This is a genomic window from Acinetobacter sp. P1(2025), assembly GCF_051390655.1.
Taxonomy (GTDB): Bacteria; Pseudomonadota; Gammaproteobacteria; order Pseudomonadales; family Moraxellaceae; genus Acinetobacter; species Acinetobacter junii.
This window is the reverse complement of sequence record NZ_JBPKBJ010000030.1, coordinates 25,323-42,517: the sequence shown is the minus strand read 5'-3', so window position 1 is coordinate 42,517 and position 17,195 is coordinate 25,323. Positions and strand designations below refer to the sequence as shown.

General features: G+C 37.1%; 13 protein-coding genes and 1 pseudogene. 5 read left to right on the top strand and 9 right to left on the bottom strand.

Features of this window, described 5'->3' with window-relative positions:
* Positions 1–145: 145 nt before the first annotated feature.
* Complete coding sequence (locus tag ACSC97_RS09410; RefSeq protein WP_436660599.1) at positions 146–2,170, bottom strand: FAD-dependent oxidoreductase; 2,025 nt, start codon at positions 2,168–2,170, stop codon at positions 146–148.
* Between the two features lie 124 nt (positions 2,171–2,294).
* On the opposite strand from ACSC97_RS09410, the gene ACSC97_RS09405 reads away from it, so the two are divergent.
* Together ACSC97_RS09405 and ACSC97_RS09400 are read left to right on the top strand one after the other, a co-directional pair.
* Positions 2,295–2,855, top strand: a complete 561-nt coding sequence (locus ACSC97_RS09405) for a PadR family transcriptional regulator (protein ID WP_099948622.1) — start codon at positions 2,295–2,297, stop codon at positions 2,853–2,855.
* Complete coding sequence (locus tag ACSC97_RS09400) at positions 2,855–3,775, top strand: alpha/beta fold hydrolase (protein WP_004911317.1); 921 nt, start codon at positions 2,855–2,857, stop codon at positions 3,773–3,775. Before ACSC97_RS09405 ends, ACSC97_RS09400 begins: the two co-directional genes overlap by 1 nt.
* A 49-nt stretch (positions 3,776–3,824) precedes the next feature.
* Here ACSC97_RS09400 and ACSC97_RS09395 read toward each other — a convergent pair whose 3' ends face one another.
* Positions 3,825–4,865 carry a 3-deoxy-7-phosphoheptulonate synthase gene (locus tag ACSC97_RS09395; protein WP_039047343.1) on the bottom strand — a complete coding sequence of 347 codons (1,041 nt, stop codon included), beginning with the start codon at positions 4,863–4,865 and terminating at the stop codon, positions 3,825–3,827.
* 608 nt (positions 4,866–5,473) lie between these two features.
* Between ACSC97_RS09395 and ACSC97_RS09390 the strand changes: the two are divergent.
* Positions 5,474–7,044 (top strand): annotated as a pseudogene (locus tag ACSC97_RS09390) (ATP-binding cassette domain-containing protein).
* A 40-nt stretch (positions 7,045–7,084) separates the two neighbouring features.
* Here the strand turns inward: ACSC97_RS09390 and ACSC97_RS09385 are convergent.
* The 5 genes from ACSC97_RS09385 to argC form a co-directional block, all read right to left on the bottom strand.
* Positions 7,085–7,447, bottom strand: coding sequence for a YnfA family protein (locus ACSC97_RS09385; protein WP_419378193.1), 363 nt, complete (start codon positions 7,445–7,447; stop codon positions 7,085–7,087).
* Positions 7,447–9,732 (bottom strand): ATP-dependent Clp protease ATP-binding subunit ClpA, encoded by a 2,286-nt coding sequence (clpA, locus tag ACSC97_RS09380; protein ID WP_004962073.1) that lies wholly within the window; start codon positions 9,730–9,732, stop codon positions 7,447–7,449. Before clpA ends, ACSC97_RS09385 begins: the two co-directional genes overlap by 1 nt.
* A 279-nt stretch (positions 9,733–10,011) precedes the next feature.
* A complete protein-coding gene (clpS, locus tag ACSC97_RS09375; RefSeq protein ID WP_005402579.1) occupies positions 10,012–10,422 on the bottom strand; it encodes an ATP-dependent Clp protease adapter ClpS in 411 nt (136 codons plus the stop codon).
* Positions 10,423–10,444: 22 nt separating this feature from the next.
* Positions 10,445–11,194, bottom strand: coding sequence for a DUF6776 family protein (locus ACSC97_RS09370; protein ID WP_004911333.1), 750 nt, complete (start codon positions 11,192–11,194; stop codon positions 10,445–10,447).
* Between the two features lie 81 nt (positions 11,195–11,275).
* On the bottom strand, positions 11,276–12,331 hold the full coding sequence (gene argC / locus ACSC97_RS09365) for an N-acetyl-gamma-glutamyl-phosphate reductase (RefSeq protein WP_171065677.1): 1,056 nt from the start codon (positions 12,329–12,331) through the stop codon (positions 11,276–11,278).
* Between the two features lie 297 nt (positions 12,332–12,628).
* Between argC and ACSC97_RS09360 the strand changes: the two genes are divergently transcribed.
* Positions 12,629–14,146: a hypothetical protein gene (locus ACSC97_RS09360; protein ID WP_436660595.1), complete on the top strand. Its 1,518-nt coding sequence runs from the start codon at positions 12,629–12,631 to the stop codon at positions 14,144–14,146.
* Here the strand turns inward: ACSC97_RS09360 and ACSC97_RS09355 are convergent.
* Positions 14,139–14,831 (bottom strand): M48 family metallopeptidase, encoded by a 693-nt coding sequence (locus ACSC97_RS09355; protein WP_436660593.1) that lies wholly within the window; start codon positions 14,829–14,831, stop codon positions 14,139–14,141. The two genes, ACSC97_RS09360 and ACSC97_RS09355, sit on opposite strands and share 8 nt — an antisense overlap.
* Positions 14,832–14,833: 2 nt before the next feature.
* Positions 14,834–15,505 (bottom strand): ribose-5-phosphate isomerase RpiA, encoded by a 672-nt coding sequence (rpiA, locus tag ACSC97_RS09350; protein ID WP_436660591.1) that lies wholly within the window; start codon positions 15,503–15,505, stop codon positions 14,834–14,836.
* A gap of 98 nt (positions 15,506–15,603) precedes the next feature.
* Here rpiA and ilvA point away from each other — a divergent pair, with 98 nt between their 5' ends.
* Positions 15,604–17,148: a threonine ammonia-lyase, biosynthetic gene (gene ilvA, locus ACSC97_RS09345; protein WP_171265899.1), complete on the top strand. Its 1,545-nt coding sequence runs from the start codon at positions 15,604–15,606 to the stop codon at positions 17,146–17,148.
* Positions 17,149–17,195 lie beyond the last annotated feature (47 nt).

The following is a 17,195-nucleotide window of genomic DNA, read 5'->3' as shown; positions in this document are numbered from 1 at the left end:
GCTCGGTTATATGCGGGCCAATTGGTTGTGCGGTAGATTTTGTGTGTAGGCTTCTTCATTTGAAAATTATATCGCTGAAAAAGCCTTTACAGATAGGTTTGTGCAACAAAGCCTTTTCTTAAAATAGAAAACACCCTTTTATTTATTATAGAATTGCTGCTAGTTCAGCACCTTGACGAATTGCACGCTTGGCATCTAACTCGCCTGCTTCTTTTGCACCACCGATAAGATGAACATTTTTACCATCAGCTTTGAGTTGATCATACATCGCTGTATATGATTCTTGGCCCGCACAAATTACAACGTTATCAACTTCTAATACTGTTGTTTTTCCATCAACAGTAATATGTAAACCTAGATCATCTACTTTGTCATAACTTGCACCTGCGATCATTTTTACATCGCGGTGTTTTAAGCCTGTACGGTGAATCCAGCCAGTTGTTTTACCCAGACCTGCACCTACTGCCGAAGATTTACGTTGTAATAAATAAATTTCTCGTTCAGATTTTTCAAGTTCAGGTTGTTTCAGACCACCAACATGCTCGTACGCTGTATCAATTCCCCATTCTGCATAGAATTTTTCAGGGTTTAAGCTACCGCTTTCACCTTCGTGACTTAAATACTCAGCAGTATCAAAACCAATACCACCAGCACCAATAATCGCTACACGTTTTCCTACTGGTACACGCTCTTTAAGTACTTGGATATAACTTAGAACTTTTGGATGATGAATGCCTTCAAATTGTAATTGACGTGGTGTTACACCAGTAGCAACAACAATTTCATCATAGTTTGCTTTGCTTAACTCTTCATAAGTTACTGTATGGTTCAATACCAACTCAATATTTGGTTGTAATTCGATTTGACGCTTGAAGTAGCGCAGTGTCTCGTAAAATTCTTCTTTTCCTGGAATCGTTTTAGCGATATTGAACTGTCCACCAATTTGATTACTTGAATCAAAAATTTTAACTTTATGACCACGGCTAGCTGCATAAGTTGCAAAACTCAACCCTGCAGGCCCTGCACCGATTACTGCAATATTTTTTACGGCATTTGTTTCCTTGAAAATTAGTTCAGTTTCATAACATGCACGCGGATTGACTAAACATGTCGCAATCTTCATAGAGAAAATATGGTCTAAACATGCTTGGTTACAACCAATACAGGTATTGATTTCATCACTACGATTTTCTTTAGCTTTTAATACAAATTCTGCATCCGCCAACATAGGACGAGCCATTGAAATCATATCAGCATGACCTGATGCTAAAACATGCTCAGCCATTTCAGGTGTGTTAATACGATTCGAAGTGATTAATGGAATAGATACACTTCCTTTAAGTTTTTCGGTTACCCAAGTGAATGCAGCACGAGGTACTTTTGTAGCAATCGTTGGAATACGTGCTTCATGCCAGCCGATCCCTGTATTAATAATTGTTGCACCTGCTTTTTCAATTTCTTTAGCAAGGTGAATCACTTCTTCTAAGCTAGAACCACCTTCTACCAAATCGAGCATAGATAACCGATAAATAATAATAAAGTTCTCGCCCACTAAATCACGCGTACGTTTAACAATTTCGATTGGAAAACGGATACGATTTTCGTAGCTACCACCCCACTCGTCATCACGATGGTTGGTACGTGCGGCAATAAACTCATTAATCAGGTAGCCTTCTGAGCCCATGATTTCTACGCCATCATAACCTGCATATTGTGCTAATTTTGCACAATTCGCAAAGTCATCAATGGTTTGTTGGACTTCTGCAGAACTTAATGCTTTTGGCTTAATTGGGTTGATTGGAGCCTGAATTGCAGAAGGTGCAACGTTATTTGCTTGATAAGAATAGCGCCCTGTATGAAGAATTTGCATAGCAATCTTACCACCTGCATCATGTACAGCTTGGGTAATCACTTTATGTTTTTCTGCTTCTTCGATTGAATCTAATTTTGTTCCATGCGCAAAAACAACACCATCATCGTTTGGAGATACACCACCTGTAACAATTAATCCAACCTCACCTTTTGCACGTTCAGCATAGAATGCTGCCATACGTTCATAGCCTTGTGGCGCTTCTTCTAAACCAATATGCATAGACCCCATAAGCACGCGGTTTTTTAAAGTCGTAAAGCCTAAATCAAGTGGCTGAAGTAAATGTGGATAAGCTGACATAAATTCTCCTATGGCTAGCAATCTGCTTGCTAATGCAACTTGTTGCATAAAGTTATAAACAATATTTGATTTTTATGCAACATTTTGCATAATCTTAATAGTCACATTTTATTTTTGGATGTTTATGTCTCTTGCCCATGTTTTATTGACGAGTTTATTAGAAAAACCAAGCACTGGTTTCGAACTTGCTCGTCGTTTTGATCGCTCTATGGGCTTCTTTTGGAACGCGACACATCAACAAATTTATCGTGAACTCAATGGAATGCTCAAAAAAGGTTGGATATCAACCATTGAAGAAGAAACAACAAACAGTCGTAAAAAAACATATCAAGTCGAACAATTAGGTCGCATACAATTAGCTGCATGGATCGAGCAACAAAGTGAACCCGCGCAACTAAGAGATGATTTGATGGTTAGGTTGAGGGCTGAAGCACAATTAGGTGGCAATACGATATTACCTGAATTGATTCGCCACTTAGAGTTACACAAAGAGAAGTTAAAATTGTACCAAGCCATTCATGACAAAGACTTTAAAAATAACGAGCCAACAAATCGTATTTTGTTTATTCATAAAATGATTCTTGAACTCGGTATTATTAAAGAAAATGAATGGATAAAATGGTTAGAGAAAATGATCCCTCAGCTCAAAAAGTTTGAGGAAGCGGACAAGATTGGAGAAAAATAATGCCGTTTTACACCATGCCTGATAAAGAAAAATTATTTGTACGACGTGTTGGCGAAGGAGAACCTGTACTCGTCTTATCAGGACTTGGTATGCAAAGCTGGCAATGGCTACCTTTTTTATTTTCCAATCGCAATCAATATGAATTTATTATCCCAGATTGGAGAGGATTCGGCGGCTCTAAAAATTGTGGAATTCCATCAATGGATGCTATCTCAAGCCATTGGAATGATGTAGACGCACTCATCAAACTGCTTAATTTAGACCAGTTTATCCTGATGGGATATTCTATGGGTGCAACGACTGCTATGCATGGAATGAAACATGGTGATTTAACTAAAAAAATTAAAGCCTACCTTCATATTGATCAAACACCAAAAATTGCTGTTGATGATACTTGGCAATATGGTCTATTTGGGACAAAGTATTCTCAATTCAAAAGTTTACTTCTCGATATTCAAACACTTTTATTGGATTATAAGTCTGCAAAAAGGCTTGAAGATTTACCTAAAGACATTCGATATCAACTTGTAAGTCTTTGGGGTGCATTTATTGAGTTACAAAGCAATAATGCTTATAGTCCAAAAATCTTTAAACTGGCATTAAATCGACCAGTTTTACAAAAGTATTTACTACCTATTCAACGACTAGACTATTTACTTTGGTATGTTGAAAATTATCTGAATCATGATGAAGATTACCGTGATGCCATCAGTCAATTAGAGTGCCCAACAACCTTCTTTATTGGTCGTGACTCTACACTTTATCCTGAAACTGGACAAACTTTAGTTGCTAATAGTCTAGCAAATGCTAAAACGATCTATTTTGAACGTTCAGGGCATACTCCCTTAATTACTGAACCAAGAAAATTCTCTCAAGAAATTGGGCGTTTTCTTAGTAGTAATTCATTAGATGCTGCATAAAAAATACAATAAAAAAGCCAATCAACAAGATTGGCTTTTTTATAATCAATCAAGATCTCATTTGCTCAGCGATTTCCAAGAGAACTTGTTCAGTTTTATCCCAACCTAAACAACCATCCGTTACCGACTGACCGTAAGTCATATTACATGAAATCTTCTGATTTCCATCAACCAAGTGGCTTTCTATCATCACACCACGTACTTTGGATTCCGCACGCTCTGCAATAATTTGTTTAAGTACATTTGGTTGCTGTAATGGGTCTTTACCACTATTGCCATGACTACAATCAATTACTAATGCAGGCAAATGTTTATGTTTAAAGTGCATCGCTTGAATTGAAGCCAAATCATAATTTGTACCATGGTTTGAACCACGCAAAATTAAATGCGGTAAAGGGTTGCCATTGCTATGCAAAATAGCAGGTAAACCTTGCTGAGTCATTCCAAGGAATTGATGACCATTTAAAGCAGATTGAATTGCATCCAAAGCAATCTGAATCGAACCATCAGTACCATTTTTAAAACCAATACTATATGGCATATGGCTTGCGATCTCACGATGAATCTGAGATTCACTTGTACGTGCCCCAATCGCTCCCCAAGCCAGCAAGTCATCAAAATAACCTGTTGCCATCGGACTTAAAATTTCACTCGCGATCGGCAAACCTTTTTCAATAAGCTGAATATATAGCTCACGAGATTTTTCTAATCCCAATTGTAAATCTGATGATCCATCTAGGTTTGGATCATATAAAAAACCCTTCCAGCCAACTGTTGTACGTGGCTTTTCAATATAAGCACGCATTACAAGAAATATTTGATCTTTAACTTTTTCTTGGAGTTTTTGTAGGCGATCAGCATATTCAAGTACTGCGATAGGATCATGAATCGAGCATGGACCTGTAATCACCATAAGTCGAGGATCATGACCAGATAAAATATTCTGAATCGTTTGACGATGTTTTGAAATTTGCTGCACTAAATTTGCAGACAATGGATACTGCGCTTTGAGTTGTGATGGCAAGCTAAGCATTGATTCTTTTATTTGCGTTTGTGATGATTGTTTCAAAGCAGTATTTAAAGCATTCATTTTCATTTCCTTTGGACTGAAATCAGCCCGAGTATTTATTTGAGCAAGAGTGATCTAAGTGATGTTGATTTTTTTGCAAAGTAAAACCAAGAAATCTTGCTAAAATATGAAATGTTTGATGTATACATAGTATTTCTCCTAAATTAATGAATCTTAAAGCATAAAAAAACCTGATCGGTGTTGCCGATCAGGTATTAACTGGTTGGGCAACCCTTTCGCTGCCCGAAACGCATCAGGCAACTAGATATATTGCCAAAAGTAAAAGTATGCGTTCGTGTTTACAGTATGCTTTAACATGTTTATTTCAAATATCTTAAAAACTGTTCCTTAGTTCTAAGTTACGCACTATTTCTGCATTTGACAAGCACTTTTTATGTTTTTTTAATTTTATCTAAAAAATAGACAGTAATTGATCTTTTAGTGATGCTCCAATAAAATAGCACAAAAATCCATCACCACGAGTATACGCCAATGAAGTAAGTCCTATTTTACATCATCAAATTCAATTTCTTTTTTGATGTGCAAAATAGACTTATCTATGGTTTAACCACTCATATTCTAAAACTGATTTCGATCTATTTTTGCATATCCTGTTTATGAGGTTTCTTATGACTCAACAGGCATGTGTCGTTTCAAATTTATCGCTAGAACTAGCACAAAGCAAACTATTTACTAATTTATCTTTCCAACTTCCAATTGGACAATTCACTGGTTTAATTGGAAGAAATGGACAAGGCAAATCTCTTCTGATGTCTATTCTTTATGGAGAAAAAACAACTCTACCCTATTCAGGTCAAATATCTTGGTTACACCCACATCAACATCTTCACCAGTTTCAACGTATCCAATCAGCGACTATTGCTGAGACACTGGAAATAGAAGACTTATATTTTTGTTTTGAACGCATTAATAATGGGACTGCAACATTGACTGATTTTGATCAAGTTGAACATCTTTGGCATTTACCTTATGAATGGCAACAACTATTAGAAAGTGCAGACTTACCCACTGATCTAGGTAAAAGTACAAATCAATTAAGTGAAGGACAAAAGACTAAACTTGCACTATGTCGTTTATTCTTACTTAAAGATCATTATTTAATACTAGATGAACCGAGTAATCATTTGGATACGCAAGGAAGAAAATGGCTCGTTCAGCAAATGGAACTACATCCAACAGGCGGATTCATAATTAGTCATGATCGCCTACTACTCGCTCATGTAGAAGGTATTTTCAATTTAAACCACTTAGGTTTGCACTACTATGGAGGAAATTATGATCTATATCACCGACAACATCAGTTGCAAATACAAGCATTATCTCATTCAGTTCTACAAGAAAAGCGTGATTTGAAACAACTTAAAGAGCAACAACATCAAAGCCAAATGAAAGCACAAAAAGAAAGAAAACAGGTGAGAAATTAAGAGCATCAGGATCTCAAGCGACAATATTACTTGATGCAAAAAAGGAGCAATCTGAACAATCACTTTCTCAACTAAAAAAACAACAGATCAAACAGCTTACTCAAGCGAAAGATGAGTTACAGCATAAACAACATCAACTGGAATATTACAAATCACAATCTTTTGAGTTTACACAACCTACAAAAATATCAGGAGAAATATTACGCTGTTATGAATTAAAAATAGCTTACGCCAGTACAAATCCAATTCAGCTTGCGATTAAAGCAGGAGAAAAAATACATTTGAGGGGTGTAAATGGTTGCGGTAAATCGACTTTTCTTAAAACTATTCAAGGTTTAATCAAACCTATAGCTGGAGAAATCTATTCAAATGCGAAATTAGTATATTTAGATCAGAATTTTTGTTTACTCAATCAAAATATATCCGCTTATGAGTTTCTTAAAAGTATTGACTCAAATCTATCTGAGCAACAAATACGAACAGCTTTAGGAAATCTACAAATTCGTAGAGAAAAATCATTTGCTCCAATAAGTTCTCTAAGTGGTGGTGAGCGATTAAAGGTCGCTTTAGTTGCTTTGAAATTCCAAACAGTTGAACTTTTACTCTTAGATGAGCCAGACAACCATTTAGATATACAATCACGAGAACTTTTAGCTCGTGCTATCCGTTCATTTCATGGCTCCGTCATCTTAGTTTCTCATGATGAGCTCTTTGTAAAAGAATGTGGCATAGAAGAAAGTTATTTATTGAATTAATCTTAAATCAGCATGGCAAATGAATTTGTCATGCTGATGATTAGCGAACTAAACCTTGTGGTTGTAAAATAATAATTGCCGCACCACATAACACGATAAGTACACCTAAAATATCCCAACGGGATAACATCACTTGATCGACGTAACGTAACCACAACAGTGCTGTAAAAATATATATCCCGCCATATGCCGCATAAATACGACCTGAAGCTACTGGATGTAATGTTAGCAGCCATACAAAAACCGCTAAACTTAATGCTGTTGGCACCCACAACCAATGTGACTTTCCTTGATTCAAAATCAAGTATGGAAAATAGCAACCTAAAATCTCAGCGATAGCTGTAATGAAAAATAACCCAAACACTTTGAGTATTTGGGTTATAGAAAATGACAGTTCAAACATTAAGCAGGTTCAGCACTAGGATTAATATGATCTTCAAATACCTCTAGTTTCAGACCAACATCTTTACCATCTTCTGTTTTCACAGAAACAGCAACGTTACCACCATGCTCAGCAAGCTCTCCGAACAAGATCATCTCAGCAAGCGGCTTTTTCAGATGCTCTTGAATTAAACGCTGCATTGGGCGAGCACCCATGAGACGGTCATAACCATTGGTTGACAACCAATCTCGTGCACTTTGATCAACTTCAAGAACAACTTGCTTTTCATCCAACTGTGCTTGTAACTCAGTTAAGAATTTATCAACTACTGATTCAATCACAGTCGTAGGAAGTGCTTTAAACTGAATCACACCATCTAAACGGTTACGGAACTCAGGAGAAAATGCTCGTTTCATTGCATCTTGGTTGTCTGCACTGTGATCTTGCTCTGTAAAGCCGATACTTGCGCGAGAAATGCTTTCTGCACCAATATTTGTCGTGAGTACAATTATTACGTTTCTAAAATCAGACTTACGACCATTGTTATCAGTTAAAGCACCATGATCCATTACTTGTAATAACAAGTTGAATACATCTGGATGTGCTTTCTCAATTTCGTCAAGCAACAGTACACAATGTGGATTTTTATGAATCGCATCAGTCAGTAAACCACCTTGATCATAACCAACATACCCTGGAGGCGCACCGATTAAACGCGACACAGCATGACGCTCCATATATTCAGACATATCAAAGCGTACTAACTCAACACCTAGTAATTTAGCAAGTTGTTTAGTGACCTCTGTTTTACCTACACCTGTAGGCCCAGCAAATACAAAACTACCGACAGGCTTATCAGGTGCTTTTAAACCTGCGCGCGACAATTTAATTGCTGAAGCAAGTGCTGTAATCGCCTCATCTTGACCAAATACAACGCGTTTTAAATCTCGCTCTAAGTTCTCTAAAACAGTCTTATCATCTTTAGAAACAGTCTTAGGTGGGATACGCGCAATCTTAGAAACAATATCTTCAATGTTTTCTACAGAAATCATTGATCCATCAGCTTCAGCTTTAAGACGACGTTGAGCACCAGCTTCATCAATTACGTCAATTGCTTTATCTGGTAAGAAACGATCATGAATAAACTTAGCTGACAACTCTACTGCTGCAACAAGTGCTTTGTCTTCGTATTCAACGTGATGGAAATCCTCAAACTTACTTTTTAAGCCACGAAGTATTTCGATTGTTTCGCCCACACTCGGCTCATTCACATCAATTTTTTGGAATCGACGTGATAATGCATGATCTTTTTCAAATACTTGACGGTATTCTTGGAAAGTTGTTGAACCAATACAACGTAAACTACCATTTGCCAAAGCTGGTTTGATTAAGTTCGATGCATCCATAGTGCTACCCATACTTGAGCCTGCACCAATAATCATATGAATTTCATCAATGAATAAAATCGCGTTCGGATTCTTTTTCAAAGCATTTAACAATTGTTTTAAACGTTTTTCAAAGTCACCACGATACTTTGTACCTGCAACCAAAGCACCGATGTCTAAGCTATAAACTTCAGCGTTAGCAAGCGGTTTTGGTGCTTTACCATTCACAATCAACCATGCCAAACCTTCAGCAATAGATGTTTTACCAACACCTGGATCACCAACTAACAGCGGATTGTTTTTACGGCGACGGCATAAAATTTGTGCAGCGCGCTCAATTTCTTTCTCACGCCCAATTAATGGATCTGTTTTACCCTTTTGTGCTTCAATATTAAGATTAAGCGTATATTGTTCTAAAGGGCCAGCATTCGCAGAGGCTGCATTTTCACCTTCAATATCTTCCACTTCTTCTTCAACTTGAATCTCATCTTTGCGAGTTCCATGAGACAAGTACTGAGTTAAAGTAAGACGATTGATTTGATGGCGTTTTAATAAATAAACCGCAAAAGAGTCTCGTTCAGAATACATCGCAACGAGTACATCAGCACCTTCTACAGTACGATCACCGCCACTCGATTGCACATGGAAAATTGCTCTTTGTAGAATACGATCAAAGCTCTCTGTTGGATGAGGAGCTTGTTCGTTATTATCACCAAGTTTTGGGGTATGTTGCTCTACATATTCCTCTAATTCTTTACGCAAAGTAACGATATCTGCACCGCATGCTTTTAAAGCATTTACGGCAGAGTCATTATCTAGCAAGGCAAGCAACAAATGTTCAACTGTCAAAAACTCATGTCTCTTTTGACGAGCCATGCTAACAGCCAAACGTAACGATACTTCTAATTGACGACTGAGCATGTAACCCCCTTATCTCTTGGGCTCTTTCATTCCGAAATATATGAATTTTCATGAAAGAGCTAATTATGGATTTAATCCGCTTGAGCTGCTGTAATCGCAATGAAATTTGGCGGCTACTATACTCTTTGCTTCATAATCTACTGTTAGCATTAGTTGAGCATCTTGGTCAAGATTCAAAACAGCATATTGTTGTAAAAATTCAATTACAAACAGCATAAAAGTCAATCAACTGTTTAAATTGACAGCAAATCTATTTTTTAATTCTAAATTTATAGAAAATTATGCTTTTGGCTCAATTTGACAAAGTAATGGATGACCCTGCGATCGAGCATAATTATTTACCTGATTCGCCTTGGTTTCAGCAATATCTCTTGGATATACGCCCGCAGTGCCTTTACCTTCGTAATGAACGGTCAACATCACTTGACTCGCTTGATCAAAATCCATCCCAAAATAACTTTGTAAAATCTCAATTACAAAGTCCATTGGCGTGTAATCATCATTCAATAAAACAACTGCGTATAAAGGTGGGCGTTTTAATTCAGGAGGAGCTGTTTGCACAACAACCTCTCCTTCATGATCCTCATGCGAGTCACTCAAACGTGGACCTAAGTGCCAATCAATCAATCCTGACTGCTGAAAAGAACTTTTCACTTCACTTAAACTCATCTGACGTTTATATCTTCGCATATTGGTTACTTGATCTACTAAATTATTGGGCATTTGCTTCGGCTTGTGGAATTTCAGAAACAAATGCAGAGCTTACATCTACTGGTTGACCACGCTGCCAACTAAATCTCTTAATCACAGGTGTAGCACCACTTGATAATCTTACTTCAATAAACTGAGGGACAAAACCTTTTGGCATTGTCCAACGGCCAGTCAATCGTTCAAAATCATCAAAATTAAAGTTCTTGTCTTCTAATGGCACTACGAGTATTTCCGTATCTTTAATCAATCGCAACTCAACTGTACCTACAGCACGACGCTTGCTTGGACTTACTTGGATTAAATCAATTTGATACTCATAAGCATTTTCAGGAAGTGATTTAACGGCTAGATTCTGAATTGTTAAGCTAACGCCGCCACGCTGTCTCAATGTCTCACGATAAATTGCATTCATTGTTTCAAATTGAGTTTTATCAGCATTTGCTTGATTTATCGCTTTAAACAGCTCATCAGCATTTCCTACAGCCATATCTCTTTCTTGAACTGCTGCATTTAAACTTTTGCTAACTGAATCTAAAGCAGTTTTTTGCTTTTGTACAACTTCAACCAACTGCTCTGCATCTGCATCATAACCAACAACTGTTAATCCTTGACGATGACCTACGGTATAACCAAGCATAAAACTGCCACCGATTAATACTGTAGCAGCAATCACTAAAGGTAAATTCGTTTTGAGAAAGTTATTTTTGTTAGCGGAACTATCTGGTGAAATAGTCGGATCAACGTTATCCATCATCATCTCTATCGTTATGACTTACATCAAAACACACATTTAAATCGAAATTTAAATGTGTGTGAAGTACAAAACCGTTTTTTATGGTAATAAACCAATACCTTCTAAGCCAGCAGCTTCATCAAAATTAAACATTAAGTTCATATTTTGAATCGCTTGACCAGCGGCACCTTTAACCAAGTTATCTTGTGCGACAAGAATAATCAGCTTATTTTCTTGCAAACGATATAAAGCGATACGTAATTCGTTCGCTCCGCGTACGCTACGAGTTTCAGGTGAACTATTAGCAGGCATAACATCAACAAATCTTTCATTTTTATAAAAATCTTCATATAGAGCTTGGATATCCAACTGCTGACCTTGCTCTGTTAAATCTACATATATAGTACTTAGCATGCCACGAATCATCGGCACTAAATGTGGTACAAATAAAATTTGATTGAATTGCCCTTTTTGCCCAGAAATATTTTCAAGCGCTTCAACTATCTCTGGATGATGTCGATGACCTGCAACTCCATATGCTTTGAAGTTATCTGCATTTTCACTATAAATCATGCCAAGACTTGCTTTTCGTCCAGCACCCGATACACCTGATTTCGCATCAATAATGATATTTTGAGTATTGATGAGGGTTGTATCATTCTTTAGAAGAGGAGCCAAACCCAATTGAACTGTTGTCGGGTAGCATCCTGGATTACCAATTACTCTCGCATTTTTGATTTTTTCGCGATTAAGCTCTGTCAAACCATAAACCGATTCAGTTAAAACAGTTGGACAGCTGTGTTGCATACCATACCATTTTTCAAATTCAGCAAGATTCTGCAAACGAAAGTCCGCAGCTAGATCAATAACTTTAGTATCAGCATCAATCAATTCTTGAGCATGTTGCATTGCTACACCGTGTGGAGTTGCAAAGAAAACAACATCACATTGTTTGAGACGATCTAGATCAAGATCAGAAAACTCTAATTCAGTGTGTCCACGAAGACTTGGAAACATATCAGCTACACGTTTTCCTGCTTCTGTACGTGATGTTAAAACATCAACTCGGGCTTGCGGATGTCTTAATAAAAGACGTAATAATTCAACGCCTGTATATCCAGTTCCCCCAACAATACCAACAGAAATCACGTGCAGCACCTCAATACTTGAATTTGTTGGCTAGTATGGCAGTTTGACTCATATTTCTCAATCTATAAGTCTGCACCACGTATGAAGATTTCTATAAGAGAGCTATATTCAAGTCTGATTAAAGAATTGTCATCGAATGGCTTAATTGCACAGAACAAGTCAAACTTAAGCATCTAAATTATAAAAAATGATAGCAAACGACCATTGATCATGAATTTCTATTGAATGATTAGGATATTCGCATAGAATAAAACCCAAGCGGAAATAACAATTTTCATGGATGCAGAATTTTGGAGAGCTGGAATGCCTTCTTTGAGAACAAAACAAAGATTAAATCAATTTTTATGTCTAGGTGTTAGCACTTTACTAATCAGTACAGCCTTGGTTGGTTGTGGTAGTGGTGAAAGTGAAGCAAAAAATGATCCAGCACCTATAGTAACTGTTCCTAAACCAAAGAATTTCGATATCAAAGTTCCTGTTGAGATGCGTGATGTAGTCGTTAAGTTATATGATAACTTTGACAACACACTTGTCTTAGAGCAACAAGCGAGCACGACATCTAATCTTACAGTTACACTACCTTCAGTTTTAAACACTAAACGTCTTTATAGAATTGAATTATCAACAAAACCTAGTTCTTTGGTTTTTGATTTTCTAAGTGGTCTATACAAACCGTTGAATATTACACAACATGCATTGATCGAAGTAGATACTAGCAATTTAACACAACCAATCTTCATCAATCCAAGTTCTGAGGCTATCTACCAGCGTGCGTTAATCCGGTCTGGTCATTTACCAAATGAGACAGTAGATCCAACTCAAATTAGTGAGCTACATTTATCTTTAGCCACTCAAGATGTAAACACAGCACTTCTCAGAGCATTTCACCGCAATGACTTTCCTAATTTAAATACATCTAACCAACTTAATGTGTTCACACAACAGGATATTGTCTCTCGACTTGCACTATATATAAACACTTATTTTAGTTTTGGTTATATTCAACAATGGGCGAATGTATATCCAACAAACTCATATGATGAATTTACAAAAAACATTGCACTGGATTTAAAAGATGGCTATTTGGATGCAAAACTTATTCGCGGTGACAATAGTGTCTTAAAAACATTAGTGGTAACACCACCCGATAATGTTGATCCTGCAAAAAACAATCTTATTGATATTGCCAAGAATCAAGAGAACACCAGAAATTTATTCGCATCTTCTTTAAAACAAGCGGTTTTGAAACTTGCAAACAATTACCAACAAGCGACTGTTAATCCTGATGGCTATCGTCAATTAGAGGATAAATTGTATGCTGGTGAGGAACCTAGATTTAACTCCTCACAAGTATTCAGAGTGTCTGGTGCTGGAGACTATCGCCGAGCTGTTGGTTTCATAGATAGTACTGAGACTTGTAATGGGTCATTATTTGCCTGCAAACAAGGAATAACTGGCGTTAACAATCTAAACCCCAACTTGCCATCTATTGAATATTTAATTGGTAGTTATAAAGACAATACGAATAACTGCACACTCAATATACGTGCTAATGGTGCGGTTGAACTTATCAAAGGAACTCAAATTTATCATTCAGTACTTGATGCAGACAGTACAGATAATCTTTTACAAGTCAACAAAACGACAAGAGAATATATTCTAAATAGTAGCTCAACTGAACCAAATAATGTTTCATTAGAATATGCTTTCCTTCAAGTAAAAATTAAGGAAAATCAAGTTCAAAGTGCTAGTTATGGTTTAGATGTACGAAAGGCACCTGATCAATTATCAAAAACACAACTTGAATGTAAGTTTATTTAACATACCACCACGCAGGTAATTGATTATTTTTCAGTTGCCTGCGGTTCTCCAAATAATTTGGGTCATGTTTTTCAACTTCAGCCCAAAAAACTGCACTATGGTCAAAGTGAACCGTATGAACCAATTCATGTATACATACAGATCGAACTAAATATTCAGGCATAAGTACTAGACCCGCATTTAGCATGATGTCATGCTGCGAACTACAACTACCCCATCGTGTTTTTGGTTTTCGAATTGAACAGTCCCTAAAACTCAACCCAATTTCTCTACTCATCTCATTTAGGAATATGGGTAAAAATTCTTTACTGTAAGATAAAACAGCAGATTGTAGTGCTCTTTCAATCTGATCATTTTTAACATGCAATATGTTATTTTCCCAATCAAATTTAAAAATCGTACGTTGAGATTGTTGAATTACAGAAAATGGTTTTGAATGATAAAACAATTGTAAGTTTTCAGGAAATTCTGAATACTTGGGATTTTGCTTTTGTTGTTTTTCCCATGTCTCAATCAACCATTGTTCTGATTGACTGAGAAACATCTGAATTTGTCGCTGTGAACAAAATAAAGGCACGGTCAAACGAATCCCAGTTGGATCCACACGCAGGCGTAAATTCTTAGCTCTTGCGTGTCGAACCATTTTAATTTCTGGTAGTTTCTCGTCTGATTTTACAGATTGCATTATTATTGTGCAGTACGTTCTTCGATACCATTATTGGTAGCTACGATTGCAATAGAAGCTGCATTTAAAGCAAAAATTCCATTTGTAACAACACCAGGAATATTATTGAGTGCTTTCTCTAACTCAATCGCATTTAAAATATTTAAGTTATAAACATCCAAAATTACGTTTCCGTTATCTGTCACAACACCTTCACGATAAACAGGATCACCGCCTAAAGCTACAATTTTACGTGCAACAGCTGATCGCGCCATCGGAATGACTTCAACAGGTAAAGGAAAATCACGACCTAATTGATCAACCCACTTTGAGTCATCAACAATACATACAAATTTTTTCGCAATTGAAGCAACAATTTTCTCACGAGTTAAAGCAGCACCGCCACCTTTGATCATGTGCATATGACGATCAATTTCATCTGCACCATCAACATAAGCATCTAGACCACCTACTGAATTCATATCTACAACTTCGATGCCAAGTTTTTTTAAGCGCTCTGCTGTCGCATTTGAACTCGCAACTGCAGCTTCTAATTGCAATTCAGGTAATAAATCAATTAAAAAATTAACGGTACTTCCTGTTCCTACGCCCAAAATGCCGCCTTTAGGCAAATGCTTTAAAGCTGCTTTTGCCGCAGCTTGTTTTTTTTCATCTTGGGTTGCATATAGACTCATGACTTCACTCAACTATTTTGACATTTGCTGCAAGAAAACAGCGCAAATGCACAGGGGTTTGCTACAATGACTGACTATTTTAAACTGTTATAGGGAAGATGAACATGCTGTCTCGTGTGGTACGACAAATTTTACAAGCAACGGTTTATGATGTTGCGATTGAAACACCGCTAGAAGCAGCTCCACGAATTAGTCAAAAAATTAATAATAATATTCGATTTAAACGTGAAGATTTACAGCCTGTATTCTCTTTCAAATTACGCGGTGCTTATAACAGAATTAGTCAATTACCAAAAGATCAATTGGATCGTGGTGTTATCTGCGCATCTGCGGGTAATCATGCTCAAGGTGTTGCTCTGTCAGGAAAAAAACTAGGAATTCATGCGATCATTGTTATGCCTAGTACAACACCTGATATTAAAGTTCAGGCTGTAAAAAATCTTGGTGGTCAGGTCGTTTTACACGGCGATAGCTTTGATGTTGCGAACAAATATGCCAAACAACGCGCAGAAGATGAAGGTTTAGTTTTCATTCCGCCTTACGATGATGAATTGGTCATTGCAGGTCAAGGAACCATAGCAAATGAAATATTGCGTCAATGGCGTGATGTTGAATATGTTTTTGTTGCTGTTGGTGGTGGTGGCTTGATTGCTGGAGTTGCAGCATATTTAGGTGAAGTTGCACCACATGTTAAAGTTGTTGGTGTTGAATACGAAGAATCAGCTTGTTTAAAAGCTGCACTAGAATCAAATGAACGTGTAATTCTACCTCATGTTGGCTTATTTGCGGATGGTACAGCAGTAGCACAAATAGGCGAATTACCTTTCGAAATGGTTCGTCTACGCAAGTCTGATAATTCAGGACCTATCGTAGAGCCTGATATCGTGACAGTAAATACAGATGAAATCTGCGCTGCAATTAAAGATACTTTTGATGAAAACCGTAGTATTGTTGAACCATCTGGTGCAATGGCTTTAGCTGGTATCAAAAAGTATGTAGCTGAACACCAATTAAATAATAAGAACATGGTTTCAATTGTGTGTGGCGCGAACATGAACTTTGATCGCTTACGCTATATTGCTGAGCGCACCGAACTCGGTGAACGTCGTGAAGCAATTTACGCTGTTACGATTCCAGAACAGAAAGGTGCTTTTTTGAATTTCTGCCGTTCATTGCAAGGACGCAACATTACTGAGTTCAACTATCGTGCAAGTGATAGCAATCAAGCTCAAGTGTTTGTCGGCATTAGCTTGAAAGGTGGTGAAACTGAACGCCATGAAATTCATGAAATGCTCAAACAGCAATATGAAGTAGATGATTTATCTGATGATGAAGTAGCTAAACTTCACATCCGTTATTTGATCGGTGGACACGCTAACATTGAAAATGAACGTCTATTCCGTGTTGAATTCCCTGAGCGACCTGGAGCACTATTAACCTTCCTTGAGCGTCTCGGCCCAACCCACAACATCACTTTATTCCATTATCGTAATCATGGTGCAGCTGAAGGTCGTGTTTTGGTTGGTTTAGAGGCAACTGATGCGAAGCAAAATCCAGATGGCCTGATTGAAACTTTAGAGCAAATCACATATCCATATGCTGAAATTAGCGATAATATTGGATATAAACGTTTCCTCAAATAAGTAAATCTGATCTGATTTAAAACCGACAAATATGTCGGTTTTATTTT